This window comes from Aminobacter sp. MET-1, from assembly GCF_026521175.1.
In the GTDB taxonomy this organism is placed as follows: domain Bacteria; phylum Pseudomonadota; class Alphaproteobacteria; order Rhizobiales; family Rhizobiaceae; genus Aminobacter.
On sequence record NZ_JAMSHL010000002.1, the window covers coordinates 448,169 to 471,953 of the forward strand.

The 23,785-nt window shown below is 62.6% G+C and carries 20 protein-coding genes and 3 tRNA genes; 14 read left to right on the top strand and 9 right to left on the bottom strand.

Annotation, left to right across the window (positions count from 1 at the left end):
- Window positions 1–79 precede the first annotated feature (79 nt).
- Complete coding sequence (locus NDO48_RS04840; RefSeq protein ID WP_267320922.1) at window positions 80–2,920, bottom strand: Rne/Rng family ribonuclease; 2,841 nt, start codon at window positions 2,918–2,920, stop codon at window positions 80–82.
- 656 nt (window positions 2,921–3,576) lie between these two features.
- On the opposite strand from NDO48_RS04840, the gene NDO48_RS04845 reads away from it, so the two are divergent.
- The 7 genes from NDO48_RS04845 to NDO48_RS04875 all read left to right on the top strand — a co-directional run bounded on the left by NDO48_RS04845 (window position 3,577) and on the right by NDO48_RS04875 (window position 11,292).
- Entirely contained in the window at window positions 3,577–4,848 is a 1,272-nt protein-coding gene (locus NDO48_RS04845; RefSeq protein WP_416377179.1) for an N-acetylmuramoyl-L-alanine amidase, read from the top strand.
- A 213-nt stretch (window positions 4,849–5,061) separates the two neighbouring features.
- Complete coding sequence (locus NDO48_RS04850) at window positions 5,062–7,515, top strand: penicillin-binding protein 1A (protein WP_018427808.1); 2,454 nt, start codon at window positions 5,062–5,064, stop codon at window positions 7,513–7,515.
- A 245-nt stretch (window positions 7,516–7,760) separates the two neighbouring features.
- Entirely contained in the window at window positions 7,761–8,231 is a 471-nt protein-coding gene (locus NDO48_RS04855; protein ID WP_267320940.1) for a VOC family protein, read from the top strand.
- Between the two features lie 143 nt (window positions 8,232–8,374).
- A protein-coding gene (gene prfB / locus NDO48_RS04860; protein ID WP_267320923.1) for a peptide chain release factor 2 occupies window positions 8,375–9,506 on the top strand; the annotation gives its coding sequence in 2 pieces (ribosomal slippage) (window positions 8,375–8,440 and window positions 8,442–9,506; 1,131 coding nt in all).
- Window positions 9,507–9,758: 252 nt separating this feature from the next.
- Window positions 9,759–10,022 (top strand): hypothetical protein, encoded by a 264-nt coding sequence (locus tag NDO48_RS04865; protein WP_051091963.1) that lies wholly within the window; start codon window positions 9,759–9,761, stop codon window positions 10,020–10,022.
- A 103-nt stretch (window positions 10,023–10,125) separates the two neighbouring features.
- A complete protein-coding gene (locus tag NDO48_RS04870) occupies window positions 10,126–10,494 on the top strand; it encodes a GFA family protein (protein ID WP_267320924.1) in 369 nt (122 codons plus the stop codon).
- A gap of 150 nt (window positions 10,495–10,644) precedes the next feature.
- Window positions 10,645–11,292, top strand: a complete 648-nt coding sequence (locus NDO48_RS04875) for an OmpA family protein (protein WP_018427813.1) — start codon at window positions 10,645–10,647, stop codon at window positions 11,290–11,292.
- Between the two features lie 79 nt (window positions 11,293–11,371).
- Here the strand turns inward: NDO48_RS04875 and NDO48_RS04880 are convergent, their stop codons facing one another.
- The 3 genes from NDO48_RS04880 to NDO48_RS04890 all read right to left on the bottom strand — a co-directional run bounded on the left by NDO48_RS04880 (window position 11,372) and on the right by NDO48_RS04890 (window position 14,124).
- A complete protein-coding gene (locus NDO48_RS04880; RefSeq protein ID WP_267320925.1) occupies window positions 11,372–12,910 on the bottom strand; it encodes a DEAD/DEAH box helicase in 1,539 nt (512 codons plus the stop codon).
- Window positions 12,911–13,077: 167 nt separating this feature from the next.
- On the bottom strand, window positions 13,078–13,851 hold the full coding sequence (locus NDO48_RS04885; RefSeq protein WP_026227164.1) for an NAD kinase: 774 nt from the start codon (window positions 13,849–13,851) through the stop codon (window positions 13,078–13,080).
- 105 nt (window positions 13,852–13,956) lie between these two features.
- Window positions 13,957–14,124: a hypothetical protein gene (locus NDO48_RS04890; protein WP_018427816.1), complete on the bottom strand. Its 168-nt coding sequence runs from the start codon at window positions 14,122–14,124 to the stop codon at window positions 13,957–13,959.
- Between the two features lie 155 nt (window positions 14,125–14,279).
- Between NDO48_RS04890 and NDO48_RS04895 the strand changes: the two genes are divergently transcribed.
- Window positions 14,280–14,355 (top strand) — tRNA-Thr (locus NDO48_RS04895).
- 53 nt (window positions 14,356–14,408) lie between these two features.
- Here NDO48_RS04895 and NDO48_RS04900 read toward each other — a convergent pair.
- Both NDO48_RS04900 and NDO48_RS04905 read right to left on the bottom strand, forming a co-directional pair.
- Window positions 14,409–15,386 (bottom strand): glycosyl transferase family 90, encoded by a 978-nt coding sequence (locus NDO48_RS04900; protein WP_267320926.1) that lies wholly within the window; start codon window positions 15,384–15,386, stop codon window positions 14,409–14,411.
- A 77-nt stretch (window positions 15,387–15,463) separates the two neighbouring features.
- A complete protein-coding gene (locus NDO48_RS04905) occupies window positions 15,464–15,952 on the bottom strand; it encodes a YbaK/EbsC family protein (protein WP_026227166.1) in 489 nt (162 codons plus the stop codon).
- A 220-nt stretch (window positions 15,953–16,172) separates the two neighbouring features.
- On the opposite strand from NDO48_RS04905, the gene NDO48_RS04910 reads away from it, so the two are divergent.
- A complete protein-coding gene (locus NDO48_RS04910; RefSeq protein ID WP_018427819.1) occupies window positions 16,173–16,499 on the top strand; it encodes a BA14K family protein in 327 nt (108 codons plus the stop codon).
- 56 nt (window positions 16,500–16,555) lie between these two features.
- Here NDO48_RS04910 and bhcR read toward each other — a convergent pair whose 3' ends face one another.
- Window positions 16,556–17,383: an HTH-type transcriptional regulator BhcR gene (gene bhcR, locus NDO48_RS04915; RefSeq protein WP_267320927.1), complete on the bottom strand. Its 828-nt coding sequence runs from the start codon at window positions 17,381–17,383 to the stop codon at window positions 16,556–16,558.
- A gap of 201 nt (window positions 17,384–17,584) precedes the next feature.
- Between bhcR and gcl the strand changes: the two genes are divergently transcribed.
- The 3 genes from gcl to NDO48_RS04930 are packed head-to-tail and all read left to right on the top strand — an operon-like array spanning window position 17,585 to window position 21,119.
- Window positions 17,585–19,366: a glyoxylate carboligase gene (gene gcl / locus NDO48_RS04920; RefSeq protein ID WP_026227167.1), complete on the top strand. Its 1,782-nt coding sequence runs from the start codon at window positions 17,585–17,587 to the stop codon at window positions 19,364–19,366.
- Window positions 19,367–19,383: 17 nt separating this feature from the next.
- Window positions 19,384–20,181 carry a hydroxypyruvate isomerase gene (hyi, locus tag NDO48_RS04925; RefSeq protein WP_267320928.1) on the top strand — a complete coding sequence of 266 codons (798 nt, stop codon included), beginning with the start codon at window positions 19,384–19,386 and terminating at the stop codon, window positions 20,179–20,181.
- Window positions 20,182–20,204: 23 nt separating this feature from the next.
- Window positions 20,205–21,119, top strand: coding sequence for a 2-hydroxy-3-oxopropionate reductase (locus tag NDO48_RS04930; protein WP_267320929.1), 915 nt, complete (start codon window positions 20,205–20,207; stop codon window positions 21,117–21,119).
- Window positions 21,120–21,229: 110 nt separating this feature from the next.
- Here NDO48_RS04930 and NDO48_RS04935 read toward each other — a convergent pair whose 3' ends face one another.
- Together NDO48_RS04935 and rlmB are read right to left on the bottom strand one after the other, a co-directional pair.
- On the bottom strand, window positions 21,230–22,123 hold the full coding sequence (locus NDO48_RS04935) for a F510_1955 family glycosylhydrolase (RefSeq protein WP_267320930.1): 894 nt from the start codon (window positions 22,121–22,123) through the stop codon (window positions 21,230–21,232).
- A 62-nt stretch (window positions 22,124–22,185) separates the two neighbouring features.
- Window positions 22,186–23,034, bottom strand: a complete 849-nt coding sequence (gene rlmB, locus NDO48_RS04940) for a 23S rRNA (guanosine(2251)-2'-O)-methyltransferase RlmB (RefSeq protein ID WP_018427825.1) — start codon at window positions 23,032–23,034, stop codon at window positions 22,186–22,188.
- A 196-nt stretch (window positions 23,035–23,230) separates the two neighbouring features.
- On the opposite strand from rlmB, the gene NDO48_RS04945 reads away from it, so the two are divergent.
- Both NDO48_RS04945 and NDO48_RS04950 read left to right on the top strand, forming a co-directional pair.
- Window positions 23,231–23,315, top strand: a tRNA-Tyr gene (locus NDO48_RS04945).
- Between the two features lie 124 nt (window positions 23,316–23,439).
- Window positions 23,440–23,513, top strand: a tRNA-Gly gene (locus NDO48_RS04950).
- Window positions 23,514–23,785: the final 272 nt, after the last annotated feature.

The following is a 23,785-nucleotide window of genomic DNA, read 5'->3' on the forward strand; positions in this document are numbered from 1 at the left end:
AGATAGATAATCTCAAAAACTAGTGACCCCGGTCAGACAATTGTCTGCCGGGGTCTTTTATCTCAGTATATTAGCTAGTTCAGAAGAAGCTTTTACGCTGCCACCAGCCGCCCTTCTTGGGCTTGGCTTCGCCGTCAGCGTCGGCTTCGACCGCCGAGGTGACGACCGGTTCGGCCGGAGCCTTCGCAACTGCCGGCTCCTTCTTGGGTGCAACCGGCGCTTCTTCAGCCACAGCCGGTGCTTCGTCCGTCACCACAGGCGCTTCGGCCGGAGCCGCGGCTGCCTTGCGGCGCGGTGCACGCGGCTTGGCCGCCTTTTTCGCAGGCTTGGCGTCGGCTTCCGGTTCAGCGTCGCTTGCAGCGTCCGTTGCCGGCGCCTCCACGGTTTCTTCGGCAGCCTTCTTCGCCTTGGCGGTGCGGCGCGGCTTCTTGGCTTTCGCCTCTGCGACCGGTTCGGCTGCCGCTTCCTCCGCGACGGCGTCCACCGTCACGGCTTCGACGACAACTGCTTCGGCGCTCGCTTCCGAAGTCTCGGCCTCGTCGCCATCGGCAGCGTTCAACTCGTCGCCGTCTTCCTTGCGGTTGCGCTTGCCGCCGCGCTTGCCGCGACGACGCTTCTTCGATCCGCTGTCTTCGGCGGCAGCCGCTTCGGATGCCTCTGCAGGCTCGTCGGCCGCAACTGCGTCCGCAACGATCTCGGCTTCGCCTTCGGCTGCGACTGCAACAACGTTGTCAGCGCCGGCCTCGGCCGGCGCTGCCTGATCGCGGTCGCGGCCACCGCGACGGCGGCGGCGCTTGCGGCGCTTGCGGTCGTGGCCTTCTCCGGCAGGCGCGGAAGGCTGCTGCTGCTGACGGGCCGGCTGTGGCTCTGCCTCGACGACCTCTTCTTCCTCTTCCTCCTCGACGACGATCTCGTCCTCGATCTCTTCCGGCTCCTCATAGGCCGGTGCGATCACGGGGAGAGCGAAGTTGGCGGGCTTTTCGGCGATCGCGCCGCGGAAGATTGCGTAGTTCTGCGAGCCGACGCTTTCGTCCGCCTCGAGCGTGATCGTCACGCCGAAACGGGTTTCAAGCTCGACCAGCGTCGCGCGCTTGTGGTTGAGCACGTAGAGCGCGGTCGCCATCGGCGTCTTGACGGTGATGTGGCTGCGCGAGTCCTTGAGCAGGAATTCTTCGATGGCGCGGACGACCTGCAGGCCGATGGACGAATCCGACCGGACATGGCCGGTGCCGCCGCAATGCGGGCACGGCTTCATCGTCGATTCGAGCACGCTGGCGCGGATGCGCTGGCGCGACATCTCCATCAGACCGAAATGCGAGATACGGCCGACTTGGATCCGGGCGCGGTCGTTCTTCAGGCAATCCTTGAGCTTCTTCTCGACCGCACGGTTGTTGCGGTTCTCCTCCATGTCGATGAAGTCGATGACGATCAGGCCGGCAAGGTCGCGCAGCCTGAGCTGGCGTGCGACTTCCTCGGCAGCTTCCAGATTGGTGTGGAGCGCCGTCTCCTCGATCGAGTGCTCCTTGGTGGAGCGCCCGGAGTTGACGTCGATCGAAACCAGCGCCTCGGTCTGATTGATGATGATGTAGCCGCCGGACTTCAGCGTCACCTGCGGCTGCAGCATCTTGTCGAGCTGGGCCTCGATGCCGTTGCGGGCGAAGATCGGCGTGCTGTCGCGATAGGGCTGCACGGACTTGGCATGGCTCGGCATGAGCATGCGCATGAAGTCCTTGGCCTCGCGATAGCCGTCCTCGCCGGCGACGAGAATCTCGTCGATCTCCTTGTTGTAGAGATCGCGCACCGAACGTTTGATCAGGCTACCTTCTTCATAGACGAGGGCAGGGGCCGTGGACTGCAGGGTCAGCGACCGCACATTTTCCCACAGGCGCATCAGGTATTCGTAGTCGCGCTTGATCTCGGCCTTGGTGCGGCTCTCGCCTGCGGTGCGCAGGATGACGCCCATGCCCTTTGGCACCTCGAGGTCGGCAACGACTTCCTTGAGGCGCTTGCGATCCTGGGCATTGGTGATCTTGCGCGAGATGCCACCGCCGCGGGCGGTGTTCGGCATGAGCACGGAATAGCGGCCGGCAAGCGACAGATAGGTCGTCAGCGCAGCGCCCTTGTTGCCGCGCTCTTCCTTGACCACCTGCACCAGAAGGATCTGGCGACGCTTGATGACTTCCTGGATCTTGTAGTGACGACGCACAGGCTTGCGGCGGTCGCGCGCTTCCTCGATCGCATCTTCGGCGCCGACCGACTCGATTTCGTGGTCGTCGTGGTGTCCCGAATGGACTTCCTCGACCGTGCCGCGATCCTCGTTTTCGGTGGCGGCCTCGGGCGCAGGCTCGGAGATCACGTCGGCATCGACCGAAGCTGCAATCGAGTCGGGCTCGCTGCCGTCGTCGTTGGCAACGGCCTGGCCCGCGTCGGCGGCGTCGTCATGAGCTTCGTCGTCCGACGCGTGCGATTCGCCATCCTCGCTGGAGGCGACGGCATTGTCCTCGCCGCCTTCGGCCTTCTGCTCGTCGCCGTTACGCCGATTCTTTCCGCCACGGCGCCTGCGGCGGCCGCGGTTGCGGTCCTGGCCCTTGCTGTCGTCGCCTTCGTTTTCGTCGTCGTCTTCGTCCTCGGCCTCTTCAGCCTCGGCGCGCAGCAGCGCCTGCCGGTCGGCAACCGGGATCTGGTAGTAGTCGGGATGGATTTCACTGAAAGCGAGGAAGCCGTGACGGTTCCCGCCATATTCGACGAACGCGGCCTGAAGCGAAGGTTCGACCCGCGTCACGCGAGCGAGGTAGATATTTCCTTTTAGCTGCTTCTTGTCCTGCGATTCGAAATCGAATTCTTCGATACGGTTACCGCGAACTACGACAACCCGTGTTTCCTCCGGGTGGGAGGCGTCTATTAGCATCTTGTTGGGCATTATTTGGTGTCCTCCCGGCGACCGTCAGCCGCGGCGTGCGGGAACTCGTCCGCCGCCGTGAGTGCGCTGAGGAAAGGGTGCCGGATGATTTTGCGCCCGCCGGTCGCTGCCGAAACGCTATGGCGGTGCCGCCCGCTGCCGTGATGGCGCGGTTACCTGCGGACCTGTCCATGATTGCGTATGTGGCCAATGCGTGACCTTGCGGAACCTTGTTTCAAATCTAAGCCCGGACATCCGGACCAGCTACTTTGCTCTTACAGAGCCGGCGCGGAACTGAAGGTCCGGCCGTTTTCCTGACGCAGGTACGGCCCCGCCACGAGCCGGCGCCTGCGAAAATCGACTCGATCACCGAGAACTTATCTCTGTTGCAATGAGGGCCATCGCCCGTAGCGTTGTTCCCTAGCGGAAGGCGCTGAGGGCGCGGCCCTGGATTGCAGTGATCCAACGTCGCTTTTATGATTTGGCGAGGATGAGCGCAACCCTGATTTCCGATGCCGGCAAAGACCGTTTCCGCGGTATCGAAGATGCACTCCAGACAAGACTCGGTTAACCTTCTCTGGTTACCAGTCGTTAATCGAAGCGGTCGCCTATGCGCGCCGTTGCAGACTTTGACGGGCGCCGCCTGAGCGCCTGCATTTTGGAGCGGCGTTAGTGAGATGGGGTCGGCGGCTTTGACTGGCAAGAGCTTCCTGTTTGGAGGCACCCGGCCGAGGAGCTGGACCTGCCGTTCGATCTTCGGGCTGCTGGCGCTGATGTTCGCCTTTGCCGTGTTCGAATGCAGCCCCGCCTGTGCCACCGATGTCGCCAAGGCACTCGACTACAAGATGGCAGGCGACGCGACCCGCATGCGCATTGTCATGAATTTCGACCGCGAGCCGGAGCCGAAATGGCTGTTGCTGCGCGGCCCCCATCGCCTGGTCATCGATCTGCCCGATACGGCGCTCGCCTTCGATGCCAAGGACCTGAAGCCGCGCGGCCTGATCAAGAGCGTGCGCTACGGTGCTTCGGGCGAGGGCGCTTCCAGGCTGGTTGTGACCTCCAAGGGGCCGTTCGCAGTCGAGAAAATCGACGTCATCGAGAATGACGACGGCAAAGGCTACCGCCTGGTTGCCGACATTACTGCTGCTTCCGACCGTGAGTTCGATGCCGCGCTGGCTATCCAGGCTGAAACGACCAGTTCGACGGTGTCCACGCCCAAGACCGACCGCATCGGCAAGGTCGCCCAGCGTGGCAACCATCCCTTCACGATCGTCGTCGACCCCGGCCATGGCGGCATCGACGGCGGCGCCGAGGGTTTGAACGGCACAGTCGAGAAGGCAGTGACGCTCGCCTTCGCCAAGGAACTGAAGGCCAAGCTCGACGCTGGCGGCAGCTACAAGGTCGTGTTGACCCGCGAGGGCGACGACTTCCTGCGTCTCGACGACCGTGTGCGCATCGCCCGCCAGAACGAGGCCGATCTGTTCATCTCGATCCATGCCGACACGATCAGGCTTAAGGGCATTCGTGGCGCAACCGTCTACACCGTCTCCGACAAGGCATCCGACGCCGAAGCCCAGGCGCTCGCCGATCGCGAAAACCTCTCCGACCAGTTGGCCGGCGTCGATGTCGTCGAGGAGAACCACGAGGTATCGGACATTCTCGTCGACCTGATCCGCCGCGAGACCCATGGCTTTTCGACGCGTTTCGCACGCTCGCTTGTCGGCGAGCTGTCGCCCACTGTCGGCATGATCAACAATCCGCATCGCTCGGCCGGCTTCCGGGTGCTCAAGGCCCCCGATGTGCCTTCGGTGCTCGTCGAACTCGGTTACCTGTCCAATGCCAAGGATGAAGAGTTGCTGCAAAGTGCCGAATGGCGCGACAAGGCGGCAACAAGCATTTCCAAGGCCGTGGCTGCATTCGTGGCCGAGCGCGGCGGGGCGGGCGGCTAGCAGGCGCTCCGCCGTTTTGCGGCGTTGCGTCGAGGCCACGTCGGTCGCCTTTGTAGCTTTTGCGGCCAAATTCTTTGGCGCTTGGCGGCGATTGCCGTATTTTGCCCACAACCACGCGACATGGGTGGCCGATTGCGGATCGGGACGGTTCCGACAGCTTGCGATGATGGCGGGTTTGTTTAGGGAATCCCCGAACCTTGTACTGGAGCGGGCATGATTCGTCTTATCGGCTATTTCTTCGGCATCGGCACGACGCTTGCGCTGATGGTCGCGGCAGGCGTGGCGCTTTATGTCGGCAAGCTCAACAAGGAGCTGCCCGACTACGAAGTGCTGGCCAAGTACGAGCCTCCGGTGACGACGCGCATCCACGCCTCCGACGGCGCGCTGATGGGTGAGTTCGCACGTGAGCGCCGCCTCTATCTGCCGAGCCAGGCGATCCCCGACCGGGTCAAGGCAGCCTTCCTGTCGGCTGAGGACAAGAATTTCTACAATCATCCCGGCATCGACGTGACCGGCCTCGGCCGCGCCGTGCTGACGAATTTCCAGAATTTCGGTTCCGGCCGCCGTCAGGTCGGCGCCTCGACCATCACCCAGCAGGTGGCGAAGAATTTCCTTCTCACAGCCGACCAGACCTACGAGCGCAAGATCAAGGAGATGATCCTGGCCTTCCGCATCGAGCAGGCCTACTCGAAGGATCGCATCCTCGAGCTTTACCTCAACGAAATCTTCTTCGGTCTCGGCGCCTATGGCATCGCCGGCGCGGCACTGACCTATTACGACAAGTCGGTCAACGAGCTGACAGTCGCCGAAGCCGCCTATCTCGCCTCGCTGCCCAAAGGCCCGTCGAACTACCACCCGTTCCGTTTCCCCGAGCGCGCGATCGAACGCCGCAACTGGGTCATCGATCAGATGGTGCAGAATGGCTACGTCTCGCGTGAGGAAGGCGACAAGGCCAAGGCCTCGCCGCTGGGCGTCACCCCGCGCCGCACCGGCAGCTACGTGTTTGCAAGCGAATATTTCACCGAGGAAGTGCGCCGCGAGCTGATCGCCCGCTATGGCCAGAATGCGCTCTACGAGGGCGGTCTTTCGGTGCGCACGACGCTCGATCCCAAGCTGCAGGCCATGGCCCGCAAGTCCATGCAGGCGGGCCTGCTCAAATACGACCGCCTGCGTGGCTATCGCGGCCCGGTCAAGAACATCGATGTTTCAGGCGATTGGGGCGTGCCGCTGGGCGAGGTCAAGAGCCTCGACGACGTTCCCGAATGGCGTCTCGCCGTCGTGCTCGCCAGCGACAAGAGCGGCTTGACCATCGGCCTGCAGCCCAAGCGCGAGGTCTCCGGCGCCCTGTCGAAGGATCGCGAAGAGTCCACCGTCTCCAAGGACGACATGGCCTTTGCCATGCGCCACGTTGTCGACGGCAAGCGCGTCAAGGCCAATTCCCCGGCCGAAGTGCTGAAGCCAGGCGACGTCGTCTTCGTGCTCAAGAATGACAAGGGTGACGGCTACTCACTGCAGCAGCCACCTGAAGTCTCCGGCGGCCTCGTCGCCATGGACCCGCACACCGGCCGCGTGCTGGCTATGGTCGGCGGCTTCTCCTTCTCGCAGTCGGAGTTCAACCGCGCCACCCAGGCGATGCGTCAGCCGGGCTCGGCCTTCAAGCCGTTCGTCTACGCAGCAGCACTCGACAACGGCTACACGCCGGCGTCGGTCATCATGGACGGCCCGATCACCATCCAGACCGGCTCCACCAGCTGGACGCCGAAGAACTATGACGGCAAGGCCGCCGGTCCTTCGACCCTGCGCGCCGGCATCGAGCGCTCGCGCAACCTGATGACGGTTCGTCTGGCCAACGACATGGGCATGAAAACGGTCGCCGAATATGCCGAGCGTTTCGGCGTCTACGACAAGATGCTGCCGGTGCTGGCGATGTCGCTCGGTTCGGGCGAAACCACGGTTATGCGCATGGTTTCGGCCTATTCGGTGATGGCCAATGGCGGACGCCAGATCAAGCCGTCGCTGATCGACCGCATCCAGGATCGCTACGGCAAGACCGTGTTCAAGCATGACGAGCGTGGCTGTGAGGGCTGCAACGCCACCGAATGGGCCAACCAGGCCGAGCCTGAGCTGGTCGACAATTCCGAGCAGGTGCTCGACCCAATGACCGCCTACCAGATCACCTCGATGATGGAAGGCGTCATTCTGCGCGGCACGGCGACCACGCTGCTCGAACTCAATCGTCCGATGGCCGGCAAGACCGGCACCACCAACGACGAGAAGGACGCCTGGTTCGTCGGCTATACGCCCAACCTGGTTGTCGGCCTCTATCTCGGCTTCGACAAGCCGCAGTCGCTGGGCAAGGGCACGACCGGCGGCGGTCTCGCTGCCCCCGTGTTCAAGGATTTCATGAAGGTCGCGCTCGACGGTACGCCAAAGGTCGATTTCGTGGTTCCCGAGGGCATGAGCCTGATCTCGATCGACCGCAAGACAGGCATGCAGGCAGCCCAGGGCGCGCCTGGAACCATCATGGAAGCCTTCAAGCCCGGCACTGGCCCGGCCGACAGCTACTGGGTCATCGGCATGGGCGAGGACGGCAGCAACGGCTACGGCGAGGCACTCTCGCCACAGGCCAGCAAGGCCATCAGCGAAGGCGGCGGCGGTCTGTACTAAGCGCCGCCAGCCTGACGAGAACAAAACAATGCGCGCGGCAAGGCCGCGCGCATTTTTGTTTGTTCGGCCATATATGATGCCTTGCGCATTCCTGTGAAGTTATATAGCTTTTTGGTTATTAATTGGTGCCGAGCTACTTGCCTGTTGAGGTTCCTTGGGAACCGTGACCGCCCGGCGTCATTTGAACAGGGAGCGGCAAACGCCGGTCCCGCTCGAATTCAATGCCAAGGGAGCATGTGATGCAGATGCAGAAGATCAGCCCGTTCCTGTGGTTCGACACCCAGGCTGAGGAGGCCGTGAATTTCTATACGTCGATCTTCAGGAACTCGAGGATTGGCTCGGTTACGCGCTACGGCGAGGCCGGGCCGGCGCCGGCAGGCAGCGTGATGGTGGCGCAATTCGAGCTGGAAGGACTTCGGTTCACCGCGCTCAACGGCGGTCCCATGTTCAAGTTCACCGAAGCGATATCGATGGTGGTCGACTGCAACGACCAGGCCGAGGTCGATCACTACTGGTATGCGCTGTCGGAGGGCGGTCAGCCGGGGCAGTGCGGTTGGCTGAAGGACAAGTTCGGCCTGTCGTGGCAGATCGTGCCCGAGGCGCTGCCGCGCCTGCTGAGCGACCCCGACGGGGCAAAGGCCGGCCGCGTCATGCAGGCGATGTTGCAGATGACCAGGATTGAGGTGGCCAAGCTCGAGGCCGCCTCCGCCGGCTAGACCTCTGCGACAACAGCCAGTCTGATGGGCAGGTGCGGCCGCGCCTGCCCATTTTACTTTACAGGCGACAGGCTCCTCCCTATGGTCCGCGCCGATTCAATAGGCCTTTTGGGGCCGAAACCAGCAAGAAGAAGCAAGATATCATGCGCGCGGAAACGCAGAACATTGTCGACGAAATCAAGCAGGCCATAAGCCTGCTGAGGAGGCATCTTTGACTGGGATCAGGCGGTAAAGCGGCTTGATTACCTGAACATGCGGTCAGAGGATCCAACCCTCTGGAACGACCCGCAGGAAGCGCAGAAGCTGATGCGCGAGCGCCAGTCGCTGGACGACGGCGTCAACGGCGTGAAGCGCCTTGAGCAGACGCTGTCCGACAATCTCGAACTCATCGAAATGGGCGAGGCCGAGGGCGACCAGAGCATCATCAGCGATGCCGAGGCCGGCATCAAGGCCATGGCCGCCGAGGTGCGCGAGCGCCAGATCGAGACCATGCTGTCTGGCGAGGCCGACTCCAACGACACCTATCTCGAAGTCCATGCCGGCGCCGGCGGTACCGAGAGCCAGGATTGGGCGAACATGCTGCTGCGCATGTACACCCGCTGGGCCGAACGCCGCGGATTCAAGGTCGAGGTGCTGGAAATGCACGATGGCGAAGAAGCCGGCATCAAGTCGGCGACGCTGCTGATCAAGGGCCACAACGCCTATGGCTGGCTGAAGACCGAATCCGGCGTGCATCGTCTGGTGCGCATTTCGCCCTACGATTCCAACGCCCGCCGGCACACGTCCTTCTCAAGCGCCTGGGTCTATCCCGTTGTAGACGACACGATCCAGATCGACATTCCGGAATCGGAAGTCCGCATCGACACCTATCGTTCGTCGGGCGCCGGCGGCCAGCACGTCAACACCACCGACTCGGCGGTGCGTATCACGCATATCCCGACCGGCATCGCCGTTGCCTGCCAGGCGGGCCGCTCGCAGCACCAGAACCGCGCCAAGGCGTGGGAAATGCTGCGCTCGCGCCTCTATGAGGTCGAGCTCGAGAAGCGCGAAGCTGCGGCCAACGCCGAGGCCGCGTCCAAGACCGACATCGGCTGGGGGCATCAGATTCGCTCCTACGTGCTGCAGCCCTACCAACTGGTCAAGGACCTGCGCACCGGCGTCGAGAGCACCAGCCCGTCCGACGTGCTGGACGGCGACCTCGACGAGTTCATGGAAGCCTCGCTCGCCAACCGCATCGAAGGCGGCGTAGGGCAGGCTGTGGCCGATATCGACTGACACGGCCGCAAACGCGGGCGTATGGCTCGCGAGCTTAGAGACATTGTTCGGCCCGGGCGCCCGCAAGCGCCCGGGCCGAAGCATTTTCTGGCAGGCGTAAGGCAGCGCCGGAACAATCTGCGCGAGAGCCCGTTAATCGTGCGGGTGCTGGCAATGCTTGGTCTCAGGGAGAGCGGAATGCTGTGCCCGGAACAACGCCTGCCGCGCCGAGTAGGGCCGGCCTTTTCCATCCTTGTTCTGATCGCTTTCGGCATGCCACCAGCTGAAGGGCACGATGCGCCCAAAGGCTGGGCCTACCCCTTCGCCTGCTGCTCGGGCTACGATTGCCGTGAGGTGCCGAAAAAGGCGATCGGCGAAAGCCCGAAGGGCTACGTCATCGAAGGCACCGGTGAGGTCGTTCCATACAAGGATGTTCGCCTGCACGATTCGCCCGACGGCGAGTATCACTGGTGCTCGGTCGATGGCGCAGACAACACCCGCACCATCTGCCTCTTCGTGCCGCCGAAATCCTATTGAATGAGCGCCGGCTTGCTGCATTCCTGCCACCAGCGTGTCAGCAGACGTCCGATATGAAGTGCTGTCGCCAGCGGGGCGGCTCAAGCAAGCGAAGAGAGTGCTCATGGTCATCAAGGCAAGCTGCCATTGCAAGGCAACGACTTTCGAGGTGACGGAGGCGCCGGCCGCGGTGACATTCTGCACCTGCTCCTTCTGCTCCAAGCGCGGCTCCTTGTGGGCCTACTACAGCCCGGCTCAGTTCAAGCTGACGAGCCCGGCGGAGAACGTCACCGTCTATGAATGGGGTTCGAAGACGGTCAAGCACGGCTTCTGCGCTGTCTGCGGCTGCGGCACCTTCACCGAAACGCCCGACTGGTCGACCGGCGAGCCGGATTTCGACAATCCCAAGATCAGCGTGAATTCGCGCCTGTTCGACGACTTTGACCTTGATCAGATCGAGGTTGTCGTCATCGACGGCAAGAACCTCTGGTAACAGGCAAAATTTCTCATGCTGGCGGCGCCGAGTTTGCTCGCTTGTTGCTGCTTCCGTTCCGCTTTTCGCCGTATTTCATGCTACAAGGCCGGGGAAGGGCTTTGCGCGAAGCGCCGTTGCGTTTCGCGGTACGGAGAGGGACATCCCAGAATGAAAAAGACAGTGATTCTCGCGCTGGCTGGCAGCATGTTTGTCGGTGCCTGCACGACCGACCCCTACACGGGTCAGCAGAAGGTTTCCAATGCCGCAGCAGGTGCCGGTATCGGCGCGCTTGCCGGTGCCGGGCTTGGTTTGCTGGCCGGCGGCAATGACCGTCGCAACGCGTTGATCGGTGCTGGCGTCGGCGCACTCGCCGGTGGCCTGGCTGGTGGTTACATGGACAGGCAGGAATCTGAACTCCGTGCCCAGCTTCAGGGGACCGGTGTCAGCGTTACCCGCGCCGGCGACCAGATCATCCTGAACATGCCGTCCAACATCACCTTCAACACCGACCAGGATGCGGTCAAGGCGGGCTTCTACCAGACGCTCAATTCCGTGGCGCTGGTGCTGAAGAAGTTCAACCAGACGACTGTCGACGTGTTCGGCCACACCGACTCGACCGGCGGCGACCAGCACAATTTCGACCTGTCGCAGCGCCGTGCGCTGTCGGTGGCGAACTACCTTGGCGCCCAGGGCGTCGATTCGCGCCGCTTTGCCGTCACCGGCTTCGGTGCGACCCGCCCGATTGCTTCGAATGCCACGGCCGAAGGCCGGGCTCAGAACCGTCGCGTCGAAATCCAGTTGTCGCCGCTCACCTGAGCGGCGATCACCGCAGGCAAAAAGAAAACGGCCCCGAAAGGGGCCGTTTTTCATTGAGGCAATTGCGAAGCGTCTGTCGTCAAACGTTGGTTGCAATCAGCATGAAGGCAGGCATGTCGTCGCCGAAACCGACGACCCGGTCGTCGTCGTCGTCGCGTTCACGCCCATGGCGGCGATTGCGATCGTCCCGTCGGTTCCTGTCTTCGTGGTCCGGACGGCCGCCCTTGCGCTCGGTATTGCCGTTGCGGATGGCATCCTTGCGGGCGCGGCGCTCGTCGATGTCGGAGACCACATTGGTGTCGGCCACCACTTCGACCGTAGCTGCTTCCTGGGCGAGCGGGGCGTCCTCACGACGAGGCTTGCGGTCGCGGGGGTGCCGCTCCTTGCCGCCGCGGCGCGACTGGCTGCGGCCGTGGCGCGGCGCCTCGTCGTCGCCCTCGCTGGCAACCACCGTCGACAGGTCGCCGTCGTGCCATTCGATCTTCTGGTTAATCAGCTTTTCGATGGCATCGACATATTTGGTGTCGGAGCGCGTCGCGATCGTGAACGACTTGCCCGACCGGCCAGCACGGCCGGTTCGGCCGATGCGGTGGACATAGTCCTCGGCGTGGATCGGCACATCGTAGTTGAAGACGTGGCTGACGTCGGGGATATCAAGGCCGCGTGCGGCAACATCCGAGGCGACGAGCAACTGCAGTTTGCCGTCGCGGAAGTTGGACAGCATGGTCATGCGCGCGCGCTGGTCCATGTCGCCATGCAGCGCGCCGGCATTGAAGTCATGCTTGACCAGCGAGCGGAACAGCTCCGAGACATCGACCTTGCGGTTGCAGAAGATGATCGCGTTCTTGATCTCATCGCCTTCCGCTTTGATCAGGCGGCGCAGCGTCTCGCGCTTGTCCCAGGGCTTGGGGCCGGACTTGGCGAGCCGCTGGGTGACGGTCGATGCCGTTGACGATGCCTTGGCGACCTCGACGCGCACCGGCGCGTGCAGGAACTGCTCGGTCAGCTTGGTGATTTCGGGCGGCATCGTCGCCGAGAAGAACAGCGTCTGGCGCGTGAACGGGATCAGCTTGCAGATGCGCTCGATGTCGGGGATGAAACCCATGTCGAGCATGCGGTCGGCCTCATCGATGACGAGGATCTCGACACCGGTGAGCAGCAGCTTGCCGCGCTCGAAATGGTCGAGCATGCGGCCAGGCGTTGCGATCAGGACGTCGGCGCCGCGCTCAAGCTTCTTTTCCTGCTCGTCGAAGGAAACGCCGCCGATCAGGAGCGCGATGTTGAGGCGATGGTTCTTGCCGTATTTGACGAAGTTCTCTTCGACCTGTGCTGCGAGTTCGCGCGTCGGCTCGAGGATCAGCGTGCGCGGCATGCGGGCCCGGGCGCGGCCTTTTTCGAGACGCGTCAGCATCGGCAGCACGAAGGAGGCCGTCTTGCCGGTACCCGTCTGCGCGATGCCAAGCACATCCTTGCCCTGGAGCGCATGCGGAATGGCGCCAGCCTGGATCGGCGTAGGCTGCGTGTAGCCCGCGTCGGAGACTGCAGAAAGGACCTTCGGCGAAAGGCCGAGGTCTGCGAAGGTCAACGCTTCTGGAGCGGTCTGAGTGTCTTCGGACAAGTTTGTTGGCTGTCTTTGCTCGTTCAAGGGCGCGGCAGTTTCGCCACGACAGGCGCAAACCGCCTGTGAATGCCGCAACGCGATAGGCGTAAGTATGCGATTTGTCAACTCAAACTGGCACAATGACGGGCAGTTGCAGCCATCTACTTGTTGGCACTGCAGATATCTCAGTACCTGAACTGCTCTGCCAGGATGCGTTCGCTCCAGGAGTGGCCTGGATCGAACAGCAACGTGGCCGTGTGAACAGCGGACTCCTGCACCTTCACCGAGACGACCGACTTCACCTCGGTATGGTCGGCCACTGCATTCACTGGACGCTTCTTTTCCTCGAGAATGTCGAAGCGCACCACTGCGGTCTTGGGCAGCAGCGCACCGCGCCAGCGGCGCGGACGGAACGGGCTGACGGGGGTCAGGGCGAGAAGTGGTGCGTCCAGCGGCAGGATGGGGCCGTGCGCTGAGAGATTATAGGCAGTCGAGCCGGCCGGGGTCGCCACCATCACGCCGTCGCAGATCAACTCCTCGAGCCGCACCTTGTCGTCGACCGAGATGCGCAGCCGTGCGGCCTGGTAGGATTGGCGCAGCAACGACACTTCATTGATGGCGAGCGCCTGCGTCGCCACGCCGGTGTCGTCGATGGTTTCCATCTCCAATGGACGAATGGTCTCGGCGACTGCCACGGCAAGGCGCTCGGGCAGGGAGCGCTCATTGTATTCGTTCATGAGAAAGCCGACCGTGCCACGGTTCATGCCGTAGACGCGCTTGCCCGTGCTCATCGTCTCGCGCAGCGTCTGCAGCAGGAAACCGTCGCCGCCGAGCGCGACGATGATGTCGGCCTGGCCGACCGGCATCTGCCCGTATTTGCCGGCAAGCCGCTTTGCTGCGGCATCCGCCTCTGGCGTGCCTGACGATGCAAATGAAAATGTCAGCGACTTGGCGTCCATGTGCTTCCTGCCGGCGGTGCGAACGCCCATGTCGTCCGCCGGCAACGGGGTAGCACGCGGCCCGGAGGAAGCAAAGGGACGCGAATACGCTTCGCCGCCAGTGGTTCAGCCCATGCCGGTGACGTGGCGCAGGTAAAAGGCAAGCACGATGAAGCCAGCGATCGTAGCTACACCAGTCCAGTCGATTCGCCGTTCCTTGATCGCATGAAACAGCTTGAACAGCACAAACCACGCCGCAATCACCACAAGCGCCAGGACGACAAACCTGATCATCAGCCATTCTCCTGAAGGGGCTGGAACCCCTTGGCCACCATGTAGTGATCGAAACGGTGGAGTTTTAGCCTTCTCGCTGCGAAGGCGTGGGGAACGCGCGCCTTCTCCCGGAAAATGCTTTACTGGGCCGCCAGATGTGCTAACCGGGGCGAATTGCCCTTGTAGCTCAGCTGGTAGAGCAGCGGTTTTGTAAACCGAAGGTCGCGGGTTCGATTCCTGCCGGGGGCACCATCTCTCAAACAACTCGAATTGCCGAAGCAGCCTGCCCGCCGGAAACGCTGCTGTCAGTTCGCCGCCCATAGGCTGGCAATATTGGCATCGGCGTCCATCTGGCCGCTCAAGGCGAAATATTTGTAGAGCACCAGCAGCGACAGCAGCCTTTCCAGTCGCTTGTCGGCGAATTGCCTCACATGTGCGTTGGCGTTGCGGATGATCTCGCGCGCCTCGTCCTGGTGGCGTTCGTAGTGGACGATCTTGTCTTCCAGATCGGCGAAGTCGTCGCGCAACTGCACATAGTGGACGCCCGGCTGAAGCAGACCTTCCATGAACCAGGTCTCGAAGGTCGGCTTCGGCATCATGCAAAGCGAATTGCTGGCCATCACCCATTTGAGGTTGGTGGCAACGTCCACCCCCTCGATCGAAAGGAGGTAGCGGTAGCTCATCTGCTCGACGGGCGTGAGGAACCCCTTGCGTCCCAGATCGTCATTGGTGCCGCTGGTTCGGCCGACATCGCAAAGCGGGTGCGAATGAAAGCCGTCGACCAGGGCAATCCGCTTGGGGTTGTGTCCACCACCGCGCCATACAGCCTTCGGGATCTTGTCCTCGAACCGCGTCTTGTCGTGCAGGATCTGAAAATGGCGATACTTGTCGAGCTTCATCAGCACCGCATTGCTGTTGTCGCCGGAGATTGGCCGGCTCTTCACGACCGCAGGAACGTCCGGCACGACAGTGACGTCGCCGAAAATATGCATCACCTTGAAATGGCGCGGAAAATAGCGCGCGTGCTCCTTGAGGTCGTAATAGTAGCGGCTCTTGCGCATCGGGATGCGTCCGACAGCCGATGCAGTCTCCGGCACGACCTGCGGGCGCGATAGCTTGTTGTAGTGGTTCAGGCGCCGGGCGATATCTACGATGTCGCGGCGCTCGATTTCGTTGAGCACGTTGGCCAGCTGCTTTCGGAAAAACAGCTGTGGGAGAGCGTCGCGGCCGATATTTTGGAAGTAGTAGTGCAGGCGCCGCGCCGCTCGCTCGATTTCCAACATGACCAGGACGCTTCTACGTTCAAATTGTTGTCGATGCAGCCGAGCGGAGAAGGGCCTCCGTCCACGCGCAAATCTGATTATTCCGCAGCTTCCGCCTTGTCGTTTGCGTCCTGGCAGATGTCGCACCACTCGGCATTGACGAGTTCGGCCATGCGTTCGACGCCGATCCTGACGGCCGCATTTGTCGCACCGGCCGCTGGTACCACCTCGTCATAGGCGCGCAGGGAGACGTCGCAGTAGACGGGAAGGGGCGTGGCCAGGCCGAATGGGCAAACGCCGCCGACCGGGTGCCCGGTAAGTTCGGCGACCTGCTCATGGTCAAGCATGCGCGGCTTGCCGCCAAAGGCGTCACGGCTCTTGCGATTGTCGATGCGGGCGTCGCCGCGCGCCACAACAAGAAGCACGCGCTCGCCGACGCGCAGACATATGGTCTTGGCGATCTGCGCCGGTTCTACCCCGTGCGCCTCGGCGGCCAGCGCCACCGTGGCTGAGCTGGCTTCCGTCTCGATGACGACTATCTCGGGGGCGTTTGCAGCGAAGAAGGCTTTGACGGACTGAAGGCTCATTGGCTTCCCGGGGGCGTTGGCGACGTTGCGAATGCGCCTGATGACTTCGGCGCTTGCCAGCGAACTGTCAAGTCGGCCGCCCATGCCCGCGATGGCCAGCCGATGTTTGGTGGCCCGGGCAAAAAGAATTTTGCCATTGCCGTGAACCTTTCGCGCTGCCGCCGCGACTGACAGTCATGAGGCGGATGGATCGCCTCCCAGATGGCAACAGGAGAGCACCATGTCTTTCAAGAGCAAGCTGATTTCGGGTCTGGTCGCAGCCACAGTCGTGACCGTCGGCCTCGTCGCTACAGTCCAGCAGTCGTCCGCCAGTGGCCTCACCAGGGCCGAGGCTGCTGCCCTTGCCGGCGCAGGTGGCTTCATCGCCGGCGCCATCATCGCCGGAGGCACCCGTCCGGCGCCCGCCTACGAAGTCTACGACGCCTACTATCCCGCGGATCCCTACGACGCGCATGTCCAGCGCTGCTTTGCCCGCTACCGCAGCTACGATCCACGCACCGACACCTATGTTGGCTTCGATGGCCGGCTGCGCTACTGCCGCCTGTAGCAGGTAACCGTCCGACGCTGGCCAGGCCGGGGAGGCTGCTTGCCTGCCCGGCCACTCTATTTGTGGCCGTCGGCGGAGCCGCCGATCATGCGGGTCAGTTCGGCCGCAGCCGAGCGCACCAGCGGCCCGATCTGCAGAACCTTTTCCGGGGTCACGCGCACAGTCGGTCCGGAAACTGAAACGCCACCGATGGGTTCGCCGAATTCGTTGAACACAGCTGCCGCCACACAACGCATGCCGGGATAGCGCTCCTCGTCGTCGACCGACCAGCCGCGCTCGCGGATATGTTCGAGGTCGCGGGCAAGCGACGCCGGCTCCGACAACGTCCGCTCGGTATAGGCATCGAGCCCGGCCTTTCGCACAATGGCGTTCACCCGGTCGCGGTCGAGATGGGCGAGTACGGCCTTGCCGATGCCCGAGGCATGGAACGGGCTTTTGGTGCCCGGCCGGAAAAAGGCGCGGATCGCCTGATGCGTTTCCACCTGGCTGACGAACACCACGCAATCGTCCTCGGCGACACCGAGATTGGCTGTCTCGCCAGTCTTCTCCATCAGTTCCTGCATGACCGTGCGGGCACGGTCGACCAGTTTGCGTCGGCGCAGGAAGGCCGATCCCATGCGGTAGGTCTCGACGCCGATCGACCAAAGCTGCGCATCGCTGTCGAACTCGACCATGCCGTGGTTCTGCAGCGTCGTCAGCATACGGTAAGCGGTCGACGCCGCGAGCTCCGAGGCTGCCGCGATCTCACTCAGCGAAAGTCCGTCGCCATGCGCGACGATGGCGAGGATGCGCAGCGCCCTGTCGAGCGACTGCACCGAACCTGCATCAGGGGCGGGCTGGAAGGCGCGCGGCCTGCCGCGCTGGCGCTTTTCGGTCGTTGCCATGGTTTTCCCATTCGTCGTTCGTAAAAAACTTTTTCATCCAAATTTGGAAGACACGCAACGAAAAATGAAAAGCCTCGTAAAATCAACGAGAAATGATGTTTTTAGAAAAATGAAAAAGTATTCTGAAAAAATTGCAAAATAGGCAATGCGGTGACACCATCCAGTCACGTTCAAACATGACGACCGATGGAGGTGTACGAAATGGCCAGGATGCGCGCAGTCGATGCTGCAGTCCTCGTTCTCGAGAAGGAAGGCATTTCCTGTGCCTTCGGTGTGCCGGGTGCGGCGATCAACCCGCTCTATTCGGCGTTGAAGGCGCGCGGCAGCATCCGCCACGTTCTCGCACGTCACGTCGAGGGCGCGTCGCATATGGCCGAAGGCTATACCCGCACCAAGGCCGGCAACATCGGCCTGTGCATCGGTACGTCCGGCCCCGCCGGCACCGACATGATCACCGGTCTCTATTCGGCCTCCGCCGACTCCATTCCGATCCTCTGCATCACCGGCCAGGCGCCGCGTGCCCGTCTGAACAAGGAGGACTTCCAGGCTGTCGACATCGCGGCGATCGCTGCCCCCGTCACCAAGTGGGCGGTGACGGTCATGGAGCCGTATCTGGTCCCGATGGCGCTGCAGAAGGCCTTCTATTTGATGCGTTCGGGGCGTCCGGGCCCGGTTCTGGTCGATCTGCCTGTCGACGTTCAGCTGGCCGAAATCGAGTTCGATATCGATGCTTATGAGCCGCTCGCAATCCATAAGCCGGCGATGACCCGTGCGCAGGCCGAAAAGGCGCTGTCGATGCTCAACGAGGCGGAGAAGCCGCTGATCGTTGCCGGCGGCGGCATCATCAACGCAGACGCATCCGATCTGCTCATCGAGTTTGCCGAAATCACCGGCGTTCCTGTTATCCCGACGTTGATGGGCTGGGGCTCGATCCCCGATGACCATCGCCTGATGGCCGGCATGTGTGGTCTGCAAACCTCGCATCGCTATGGCAATGCGACGATGCTGGCCTCGGACTTCGTTCTGGGCATCGGCAATCGTTGGGCCAACCGCCACACCGGTTCGGTAGACAAATACACGGCCGGCCGCAAGTTCATCCACATCGACATCGAGCCGACCCAGATCGGCCGTGTCTTTGCGCCCGACCTGGGCGTGACCTCGGATGCCGGTGCTGCCTTGAAGATCCTGCTCGACGTCGCCACCGAGTGGAAGACATCAGGCAAGCTGCGCGACTGGTCCGGCTGGGCCAAGCAGTGCCAGGACCGCAAGAAGACCATGAAGCGCAAGACGCATTTCGAGCAGGTGCCGCTCAAGCCGCAGCGCGTCTACGAGGAGATGAACAAGGCCTTCGGTCGCGACACCACCTATGTCACCACCATTGGCCTGTCGCAGATTGCCGGCGCGCAGTTCCTGCATGTCTACAAGCCGCGCAACTGGATCAACTGCGGCCAGGCTGGCCCGCTCGGCTGGACGTTGCCGGCGGCGCTTGGTGTCCGTGCCGCCGATCCGGACCGCGATATCGTGGCGCTGTCGGGCGACTACGACTTCCAGTTCATGATCGAGGAGCTGGCCGTCGGCGCCCAGCACAAGCTGCCCTACATCCATGTCGTCGTGAACAACGCCTATCTCGGCCTCATCCGCCAGGCGCAGCGCGGTTTCAGCATGGATTTCGAGGTCAGCCTGTCGTTCGAAAATATCAACCGCTCCGGCGACCCCGAGGCAGGCTATGGTGTCGACCACGTCGCGGTTGCCGAGGCCATGGGCTGCAAGGCGGTCCGTGTGCGCAAGCCGGAGGAGTTTGCCGCGGCCTTCAAGCAGGCCAAGCAGCTCATGAAGGAGCACCAGGTGCCCGTCGTCCTCGAGTTCATCCTCGAACGCGTCACCAACATCTCCATGGGCGTCGAGATCGACAATGTTGTCGAGTTCGAAGAGCTTGCCGAGAGCAACGAAGACGCTCCCACCGCGATCATGCTGCTCGACTGATTTTTGAGGAAACAACAATGCCCAAGTTTTCAGCCAATCTGTCGATGCTCTTTGGCGAGCACGACTTCCTCGATCGCTTCGATGCAGCGGCGCGTGCCGGCTTTGCGGCGGTCGAATATATCGCGCCTTACGATCATGCGCCTGACGTGATTGCCGCACGTCTCAAGAAGAACGGCCTGGCCCAGGCGCTGTTCAACCTGCCGCCCGGCGACTGGGGGGCAGGCGAGCGCGGCATTGCCGTGCTGCCCGACCGGATCCACGAATTCCGCCAGGGTGTCGACAAGGCAATCGCTTATGCGCAGGCTCTTGGCTGCACGCAGGTGAACTGCCTTGCCGGCATCGCCCCTCAGGGCGTCGATCGCGATGCCGTCGAAAACGTCTTCGTCGAGAATCTTCGTTTTGCTGCCGAGAAGCTCAAGGCTGCAGGCATCCGCCTGCTGATCGAACCGATCAACGTAAGGGACATTCCCGGCTTCTTCCTGACCAACACGAAGCAGGCGCTGGCGCTGATCGACAAGGTCGGTTCGGACAATCTCTACCTGCAATACGACATCTACCACATGCAGATCATGGAGGGGGATCTCGCCCGCACGATCGAGGCCAACCTCTCGCGCATCGCCCATGTGCAGTTGGCCGACAATCCCGGCCGCCACGAGCCGGGCACAGGCGAGATCAACTACCCGTTCCTCTACGAGCACCTCGACCGCATCGGCTACGCCGGCTGGGTCGGCGCCGAATACAAGCCCAAGGCCGGTACGGTCGAAGGACTGGGATGGTTCTCCGGCTTTGCCCGCAAGGGCAGTGCGGCCGCCTGACCAGCATTTGAAGGACAAAGAAAATGGAAAAGATCGGATTTGTCGGCCTTGGCATCATGGGCGCCCCGATGGCGGGGCATCTCTTGAATGCGGGCTTTGAAGTCTATGCCAGCGACCATCGCGGCGCGCTGCCGGACGCGCTCGTCGCCAAGGGCCTGAAGAAGGTCACAGGTCACCGCGCGCTTGCCGAAGCCTCGGACATCGTCATCACCATGGTGCCCGACACACCGCAGGTGGCCGATGTTCTGTTCGGCGAAAACAGCATTGCGTCAGGCCTCTCCAAGGGCAAGCTCGTCATCGACATGAGCTCGATCTCGCCGATCGAGACCAAGGAGTTTGCCAAGAAGATCAACGAACTCGGCTGCGACTATCTCGATGCGCCGGTTTCGGGCGGCGAGGTCGGCGCCAAGGCGGCGTCGCTCACCATCATGGTCGGCGGCACCGACAAGGCGTTCGAGCGCGCCCGCCCGGTATTCGAAAAGATGGGCAAGAACATCACGCTGGTTGGACCCAACGGCGTCGGCCAGACCACCAAGGTCGCCAACCAGATCGTCGTCGCGCTGACCATCGAGGCCGTTGCCGAAGCGCTTGTGTTCGCCTCCAAGGCAGGCGCCGACCCGGCCAAGGTGCGTCAGGCGCTGATGGGCGGACTTGCCGCCTCGCGTATTCTCGAGGTGCATGGCGAGCGCATGGTCAAGCGCACCTTTGCGCCCGGCTTCCGCATCGAGTTGCATCAGAAGGACCTCAACCTCGCACTGCAGGGCGCCAAGGCGCTCGGCGTCTCGCTGCCCAACACGTCGATGACGCAGGAGCTGTTCAACTCCTGCGCGGCCAATGGCGGGGCAAAGGAAGATCACTCGGCGCTGGTGCGGGCGCTGGAGCGCATGGCCAATTTCGAGGTCGGCTCGGGCGACGCAGCCAACAGCGAAGCAGCATAGGCAGGGAAGGGCGCGGCGGAAGTTCCCAACGCCGCATCTTTTTCATCACTGTCGATGAACGGGTCCCTGCGCGTCGCAGCGGGCCCGTTCAGCGTTGCGGCTTCGTGGCGCTATTTCTTGCCGAGCATTTTCCAGCTCGCCCCGGCATCGCCGGAAACGACGATGGCGCGGGTGCCGGTGACAGCCACCATGCGCAGCGGCTTCTGCTGGTCTATCGCCAGATGCAGGATGTAGCCGGCAGGATCGGGGCCGTCGGCTACTTTCTCGAATGTCGGCGACGATTCGTTTGCCTTGAGCAGCCCGCGACCCGGCACATAGGCGAGGATCGTGCCGTCGGCAGCCAGGTCGATTGTCGTGACCGGCACATCTGCCATCAGCGGCTGCCAGCTCTTTGCGGCATCGCGGCTCACCAGCAGACCTTCTTCTGTCGCGGCATAGACCGTATCGGGGTTTGCAGGCGACACGGCGAGGTCGATCAGCTTGGCCGGGCCGTCGCCGGCGACTGCCCAGCTCTTACCGCCGTCGCGGCTGGTCTGGATCGCTCCATACGAGCCATAGAGCACGTCGGGATTGGACGGGCTGACCGCCAGCTGGTGAAAATCGACCGGCCCATCGACGCCGGTCGCGATCTGCTCCCAGCTCTTTCCCGAATCGGTGGACTTGATGAAGCCGAGATTGCCGCCAGCCTGCGGATGGCCGCTGGCGAACATGATCGCCGCGTCAGAGGGATGCGGCACAAAGCCCATGAAGTCGTCGCGGCTGTCGGAAACCGGCGTCACCGTGCCGTCGGGTGCAGCCTTCATCAGTCCGTGGTGGGTGGCGACCAGGACATTAGGCGGGGCGGCGCGGTCAAAGGCCAGCCCATGAATATGCGTCTTGCCGGCGAGATCCGCGATGCTGATTCCCTGCGCGGATGCGGGTGTGGCCGAGCCGAGCGCGAGGACGGCTGACAGGATAGCAAAAACTTTGGGGCGGCAGACCATGGCGAAACTCCGTTGCGCCATGGAAATTACGGCTTCCGCCAGGTGGAAGGTCAAGCCTACCCGGTGAGTGAAGATGCCGCGGCTTACCGCAGCCAAAGGCGCGCCGCATAGAGCGACACGGCAGCCGCATTGGACACATTCAGCGAACGGATCGCCCCCGGCATGTCGAGGCGCGCCAGCGACGTCACGGTCTCGCGCGTCTTCTGCCGCAGGCCCTTGCCTTCCGCGCCCAGAACCAACGCCACCTTCTTTGCGGAGAAGGTCTTTTCCAGTTCCGCCGGGCCGTCCGAATCGAGGCCGATGGTCTGGAAGCCCGCCTCGTGCAGCTGGCCAAGCGCGTCGGCAAGGTTGCGCACTTCGATCAGGTCGATGTGCTCGAGTGCGCCCGAAGCCGACTTGGCGAGCACGCCGGTCTCATGCGGACTGTGACGTTGCGTGGTGATCAATGCGCCAGCGCCGAAAGCCACAGCCGAGCGCATGATGGCGCCGACATTATGCGGGTCTGTGACCTGGTCAAGCACCAGCACGAGCGGCGAATCGCCGAGTGCCGACAGTGCCTTGGGCTTCAGCGGTTCTGCCTCGATCAACACGCCCTGATGGACGGCTTCCGAGCCGGTGATCTTGTCGATGTCCCTGGGTTCGACCATTTCCGCCGCAAAGGGCAGGGCGCCGATGTCGGATATTTCGAGCCGTTCGGCGGCGTTGCGAGTCACCAGCATCCTGCTGATCTTGCGGCGCGGATTGTCGAGCGCTGCGCGCACCGTGTGCAGGCCGTAGAGGCGCACGAGGCCGTCAGCTGCAAGTTCGCCCGGAGGGACCGGCCGCTTGGGCCTGAATTCGGGGGCGCCGCCAGCCTTCTGGTCGCGAAAAGTGCGACGCAGCTTGGCGTAATGGGTGTCCTTGGGCGTGCCGGGCTTTTTTGTATCGTTCATGGTCTCGCTATAGCCGCCGCGCTGCGCTTTGGATACGGCCGGTTAGTCGGCGCTGTGAATATTCCGCATGAAAACGCACGCTGTCCGGTTGACAGGCCAAATCCTTCTCGCCATAAGCCCACGCAGATTTCGGGGCAGGGCGCTTCGCCAGGAACCGGGATCTGGAATGCCTCGTCGCATGGCTCCGGCAGCAGTTGGAGGAGTGCCCGAGTGGTTAAAGGGGACGGACTGTAAATCCGTTAGCTCAGCTTACGTTGGTTCGAATCCAACCTCCTCCACCACTGCCGGCCGCGAGCCACAGAGTGCATGGCCCCGAAAGCTCATCTTTCGGAAAAGACCATGCGCCAAAGCGAGGTGGATACCAGAGCGTCCTTCGCTCCTGAACAGGCGCGTGGCGCTCGGGATGCGGGTATAGCTCAATGGTAGAGCAGCAGCCTTCCAAGCTGAATACGCGGGTTCGATTCCCGCTACCCGCTCCAGGCTTGCGCCAGGCGCGGGATGCCTTTCAATTACACTTGCTTGTCCCTATATGTGCAACCTGCACTGAAAGAGCGACGTCGCTTTTTGGCCCAGACAGCCCGTTTGGCCAAAAGGTGCTTGTCTTTTTCGGGCTTTATCGCTAATCGCCCCGCATCCGACCGGAACCAAGGTCCCGATGCTCAAGGAAAGAGACAATGGCAAAAGGTAAATTCGAGCGTAATAAGCCTCATGTGAACATCGGCACGATTGGTCACGTTGACCACGGCAAGAC

Excerpts from the sequence above, each read along its gene's own strand:
- NDO48_RS04840 (WP_267320922.1), bottom strand. The coding sequence starts at position 2,920 with ATGCCCAACAAGATGCTAATAGACGCCTCCCACCCGGAGGAAACACGG.
- NDO48_RS04845 (WP_416377179.1), top strand. The coding sequence starts at position 3,577 with ATGGGGTCGGCGGCTTTGACTGGCAAGAGCTTCCTGTTTGGAGGCACC.
- NDO48_RS04850 (WP_018427808.1), top strand. The coding sequence starts at position 5,062 with ATGATTCGTCTTATCGGCTATTTCTTCGGCATCGGCACGACGCTTGCG.
- NDO48_RS04855 (WP_267320940.1), top strand. The coding sequence starts at position 7,761 with ATGCAGAAGATCAGCCCGTTCCTGTGGTTCGACACCCAGGCTGAGGAG.
- NDO48_RS04865 (WP_051091963.1), top strand. The coding sequence starts at position 9,759 with ATGCCACCAGCTGAAGGGCACGATGCGCCCAAAGGCTGGGCCTACCCC.
- NDO48_RS04870 (WP_267320924.1), top strand. The coding sequence starts at position 10,126 with ATGGTCATCAAGGCAAGCTGCCATTGCAAGGCAACGACTTTCGAGGTG.
- NDO48_RS04875 (WP_018427813.1), top strand. The coding sequence starts at position 10,645 with ATGAAAAAGACAGTGATTCTCGCGCTGGCTGGCAGCATGTTTGTCGGT.
- NDO48_RS04885 (WP_026227164.1), bottom strand. The coding sequence starts at position 13,851 with ATGGACGCCAAGTCGCTGACATTTTCATTTGCATCGTCAGGCACGCCA.
- NDO48_RS04890 (WP_018427816.1), bottom strand. The coding sequence starts at position 14,124 with ATGATCAGGTTTGTCGTCCTGGCGCTTGTGGTGATTGCGGCGTGGTTT.
- NDO48_RS04900 (WP_267320926.1), bottom strand. The coding sequence starts at position 15,386 with ATGTTGGAAATCGAGCGAGCGGCGCGGCGCCTGCACTACTACTTCCAA.
- NDO48_RS04905 (WP_026227166.1), bottom strand. The coding sequence starts at position 15,952 with ATGAGCCTTCAGTCCGTCAAAGCCTTCTTCGCTGCAAACGCCCCCGAG.
- NDO48_RS04910 (WP_018427819.1), top strand. The coding sequence starts at position 16,173 with ATGTCTTTCAAGAGCAAGCTGATTTCGGGTCTGGTCGCAGCCACAGTC.
- bhcR (WP_267320927.1), bottom strand. The coding sequence starts at position 17,383 with ATGGCAACGACCGAAAAGCGCCAGCGCGGCAGGCCGCGCGCCTTCCAG.
- gcl (WP_026227167.1), top strand. The coding sequence starts at position 17,585 with ATGGCCAGGATGCGCGCAGTCGATGCTGCAGTCCTCGTTCTCGAGAAG.
- hyi (WP_267320928.1), top strand. The coding sequence starts at position 19,384 with ATGCCCAAGTTTTCAGCCAATCTGTCGATGCTCTTTGGCGAGCACGAC.
- NDO48_RS04930 (WP_267320929.1), top strand. The coding sequence starts at position 20,205 with ATGGAAAAGATCGGATTTGTCGGCCTTGGCATCATGGGCGCCCCGATG.
- NDO48_RS04935 (WP_267320930.1), bottom strand. The coding sequence starts at position 22,123 with ATGGCGCAACGGAGTTTCGCCATGGTCTGCCGCCCCAAAGTTTTTGCT.
- rlmB (WP_018427825.1), bottom strand. The coding sequence starts at position 23,034 with ATGAACGATACAAAAAAGCCCGGCACGCCCAAGGACACCCATTACGCC.